Here is a 3803-nt window from a genome sequence, read left to right as displayed (position 1 = left end):
TGGAGCTGAGCATCGACGGCAACGGTCGTCAGCTCATCGAGATGAACCTCGGCAACGTCGTCAACTCGAACACCGACGACGGTGTGGGGGAGACGCTGAGCATCGTGTACCGCGCGTTCGTCGTCGGCGGCGTGGCGGCGGGCACCGAGGTGGCGAACCGCGCGGACGCACGCTGGACGCGCACGGACGGCAGCGCCGCGTCCCAGCGCGCGCCCGAGGTGACGCTCACGCTCGCCGCCCCCGAGCTCACCGTCAAAAAGACCATCGTCGATCCGGCCCCCGCGACGCCGGGCGGTGCCGACGAGGACGCCACCGATCCCCCGCAGGACGTGGGCGATCCGGTGCGCTACCGCATCACGATCGATCACGCATCGGGCTCGAGCGCGACCGCCTTCGACGCGAGCCTGACCGACGTGCTGCCGACGCAGATCTCGGGCGCCACCATCGATCGGGTCGAGGATGCGTCCGGCACCGAGGTCACCGCCGCCTCGGCGGGCTTCGAGCTGGTCGAGACCGCCCCGAACGAGTGGACGCTGCGGAACCCCGACTTCGACCTGGCCGAGAACGAATCCTTCACGGTGTGGGTGTCCGGCACGGTCGACTCCGCCACCACCGGCGCGCCCATCGACAACGTCGCCACGCTCGGCTGGAGCACGCTCGACGACGGTGCCGCCGACGACGGCCGCGACGCCGACGAGGGGGTCTACACCGCGAGCGCGACGGCGAGCTTCACGATCGCACCGCCCGAGCTCGTCAAGACGGTCACGAGCACCGGCATCGGCGGCGCGGACGGCATCCTGGTGCAGGGCGAGCACGTCGACTACGAGGTCGTCATCACCGTGCCCGAGGGCGAGACGCCCGACGCGGTGCTGATCGACACGCTGCCGGACAGCCTGCGGTACGTGGCGGGCAGCCTCGTCGTGTCGTCGCCGAGCGCGGCCGTCTCGTTCGACAACCCGACGGACGCGGACCCGTCGAACACCGCGCCCGTCGTCGTCGAGCCGGGCGGTCCGGGCGGCGAGCTGCGCGTGGACTTCGGCACGATCACCAACGGCGATCGGGACAATTCCTCGACCGAGCAGATCACCGTCAGCTATCGCGCGATCGCGACCGGTATCGGCACGGTCGACGGCGATGCGATCGCCAACGCCGCGGCCCTTCGCTGGGACCTCGACGGCGACGGCCTCGCCGAGGGAGCGGACGACGGGCGTAGCGACGCCGGCGCCAGCGTGACCTTTCGCGAAGCGGTGCTCGCCATCACGAACCGGATCGACACGCGTCCGGCGGACGCGGGCGACACCGTCGTGTACGAGATCGTCGTCGCGCACGCGCCGGGCTCGGTCGTCGGCGCGTACGACGTGCGCATCGACGACGCGCTGCCGGACGAGCTCCGGAACGCCTCGCTCGTGTCGGCCACGCGCACGACGCCCGGTGACAGCGACGCCCTGTTCGACGTGTCGGGCGAAGTGCTCGCCACGCTGACGCCCTTCGACCTGGCGCCCGGCGAGACCATGACGCTCCAGCTGCGCGCGACCGTCGACACGGACGCCGCCGCGGGCAAGCGCATCCCCAACGTCGCCGAGCTCGTCTGGGAGAGTCTCGGTGACGATTCCCAGGGCGACTCGAACGGCACCGCGCCGCAGGCGAGCCAGTCCACGGCGACCGACGACGCGCGCACCGCCTTCCGCATGGATGCGCCGACGTTCGAACGCGGGATCCTCTCCACCGGCATCACCAGCACCGCCAACGACGACACCGAGGTGGCGGCGGGCGAGTACGCCGTGCACACGCTCACCGTCACGCTGCCCGAGGGCACGACGCTGAAAGCCGCGGTGACCGACGCGCTGGCGCCCGGGCTGGAGCTCGACCCCGACTACACGCCCACGGTCGTCTTCACGACGAACGCGAGCGCCGCGGGGCTGAGCGACGGCGGTGCCATCACGGCGACGCTCGGCACCGACGCCGCCGGCAAGGACACCGTGACCTTCGAGCTCGGCGACGTCGTGAACGCCGCGTCGAACGAACGCGACGCCGCGTCCGTACCGCCCGAAACGGTCACGATCACCTACCGCACCTACACCGCGCACGCGCCCGCACCCAACCCCGTCGCGGCCCCGGGCGACACGCTCGACGCGTTGGCCACGTTGGCGTGGGACGCGAACGCCGACGGCGACAACACCGACGGAGCGGACGGCACCGCGTCGGACGCGAACGCCCTCACCGTCGTCCATCCGGGCCTGACGCTGACGAACGTCATCGCCACGCCCGAGCCGGCCGATGCCAAGGACACCGTGCGCCACGAGTACACGATCGCGCACGCGCCCGGCGCGACGGCCGACGCGCTGGCCGCGAGCTTCACGACGACGTTCGATCCCGCGGTCACGAACCTCGCGGTCACCGACCCGGACGGCGACGCCCTGCCCGGCTTCGGAGTATCGAGTGACGGTCGCACCGTGTCGAACGACGACTTCGACCTGGCGCTCGGCGAGAGGCTCACCGTCGTCGTGACCGGTACCGTGAACGAGAGCGCCGTGGCCGGCACCACCATCGACAACCTCGCCACGCTCGGCTGGAGCACGCTCGGGGACGCCGACCACGGCCGGGCCGCCGAGGCGCGCACCGCCTCGACGACGGCGTCCAACGCCTTCACCATCGCGTCGCCGACGCTCGTGGAGCGCACCGTCGTCACCGGCATCGTGACGACCCAGAACTCCGCCACCGACGTCGTGGCGGGCGAGTACGCCACGCATCGGCTCGTGATCCAGGTGCCCGAGGGCACCACGGAGCTGGCCACGCTGATCGAGATGCTGGACGCCGGGCTCGACTACGACGCCGCGTACCACGCCGGCACGCCGCCGACGATCGTCGCGACGCCCGGCGTGAGCCACTCGGGCTCGGCGACCCCCGTCGTGACGCCGGGCGCGACCCCGGCCGATCCGAGCACCGTGCGCTTCGATCTGGGGACCGTGGTCAACCGGCTCGACTCGAACGGCACGCCCGAGACGATCACGATCGAGTACCGCACCGTCACCGCGAACGTCGAGACACCACCCGGCGCGGCGGTTCCGGGCTCGACGCTCGGCGCGGCCACCGTCTTCGCGTGGGACGGCGACGAGGACGGGACCGCCGACGAGGGCGGCGAGCGGCTCGCGAACGCCGGTCGAGGTCGTTCACCCGCAGCTGTCGGCAAGCAACACCATCACGACCGTGCCGGGCGACGGCGGCGACACCGTCACCTACCGCTACGAGGTCCGGCACACCGACACCTCCACCGCCGACGCGTTCGACGCGACGTTCGCCACGCGCCTGCCGGGCACGATCTCGGACGTGTCCATCGATTCGGTCACGGGCGGCGACGCGGCCGGCTTCGCGCTCGCGGTGGATCCCGTCACGGGCGCGACGTCGGTGACGAACGCTCACTTCGACCTGCTCGCCGGCGAGGTGATGGTCGTGACCGTCAGCGGCACGCTCAACGAGACCATCGAGGCGAGCTCGACGGTCGACAACGTCGCGGACGTGAGCTGGCAGACCCTCGGTGAGCCGGCGCACGGCGACGCCGGGACGGAGCGCACGGGCACGACCGATGCGGCGAGCGACTTCACGGTCGCGTCCCCGACGTTCGCCAAGCGCCTGGTCGAGACGGGCATCGTGTCGCCGACGAACGGCACCGCCGACGTGGTGGCGGGCGAGCGCACGGTCTACGAGCTGACCGTCACGCTGCCCGAGGGCACGACGTCGGATGCCGTCGTCGTCGACACGCTCGACCCGGGTCTCGTGTTCCACTCCGCCGAGGTCGTGACCGT

General features: G+C 71.9%; 2 protein-coding genes. Both read left to right on the top strand.

Annotated elements, in window-relative coordinates; all coding sequences use genetic code 11:
• Positions 1–41 precede the first annotated feature (41 nt).
• Positions 42–3539, top strand: a complete 3498-nt coding sequence (locus ACOOHC_RS00085; RefSeq protein WP_420450185.1) for a hypothetical protein — start codon at positions 42–44, stop codon at positions 3537–3539.
• Positions 3517–3803: hypothetical protein (locus tag ACOOHC_RS00080; protein WP_420450184.1), on the top strand; the 287-nt coding region annotated here is incomplete at its 3' end. The genes ACOOHC_RS00085 and ACOOHC_RS00080, both read left to right, overlap by 23 nt.

Source organism: Ilumatobacter sp. (genome assembly GCF_965215205.1).
Classification (GTDB): domain Bacteria; phylum Actinomycetota; class Acidimicrobiia; order Acidimicrobiales; family Ilumatobacteraceae; genus Ilumatobacter_A.
Note: the sequence above shows the minus strand (reverse complement) of the source record. Positions and strands in the feature narration are given on the sequence as shown.

Excerpts from the sequence above, each read along its gene's own strand:
- ACOOHC_RS00085 (WP_420450185.1), top strand. The coding sequence starts at position 42 with ATGAACCTCGGCAACGTCGTCAACTCGAACACCGACGACGGTGTGGGG.